1 protein-coding gene is annotated in these 832 nt (G+C 53.2%); it reads left to right on the forward strand.

What is annotated here, in order from left to right:
- Positions 1-442: 442 nt before the first annotated feature.
- On the forward strand, positions 443-832 hold a 390-nt coding region (locus CO676_RS34320; protein WP_144340266.1), incomplete at its 3' end, for an SDR family NAD(P)-dependent oxidoreductase.

Here is an 832-nt window from a genome sequence, read left to right on the forward strand (position 1 = left end):
ACTTGCGCAGATTACGGACCTCCAGGAGCTGCTCTCGCACCGTCGAAGAATTCGGATTCACATTCATTCCCCTTTACAAGGGCTGCGAGCGCTCGGTTCAAGTACGAACTCGAGTCCGCTCAATGCAGCCGGCGATTTGCTATCGCTCTATAGAGCCAGATGCTCTGCGGCGACAGCCTATCCTTCAATTGATCTTTTACCACCACATGTGAATCCTATTCACAATAGGTCCTCGCAATAACTTCTGGAGAGGGTCCCAGATTCTCCGCCATTTCAACGTCAAATTGATCGCGCAGAAGAGCACCCCAAATATGAACCAAGGTCGCTAGCCGGTTTGGTGAATTATGTTCAGGGTTTGGATGCCCGGATTCACTTGTCATTGCTGTGTCAGACCCGTTCTCTGAGAGATGTAAAAAACAATTGGTTATGGAAAGGCCTTCACATGAGTATTTCCGTGCCGCTCCACGGCAAAGTTGCCCTGGTGACCGGTTCGACCAGCGGCATTGGGCTGGCTATCGCTCGGATGCTCGCGGCAAACGGAGCTGACGTAGCACTCAATGGTTTAGCCACGCAAAGCGAGATCGATGTGATCACCCGTGGCATTTTCGAAGGGACCGGGCGGCGCGTCAAACATTTTGCCCACGATCTTAATAACCTCGCCGAGGCCAGCAGCCTGGTTGCGGCCGTCACGGATGAGTTGGGAAAGGTCGATATCCTGGTCAACAACGCCGGCGCTCAGCATCTGGCTGCCATCGATGAATTTTCTGACGAGCAATGGCAGCGGCTGCTGGCAATCAATCTGACTGCGGCTTTTGCGACAACAAGAGCAGTC

Origin of the sequence: Sinorhizobium sp. BJ1, from assembly GCF_002531555.1 — a bacterium.
Classification (GTDB): domain Bacteria; phylum Pseudomonadota; class Alphaproteobacteria; order Rhizobiales; family Rhizobiaceae; genus Sinorhizobium; species Sinorhizobium fredii_B.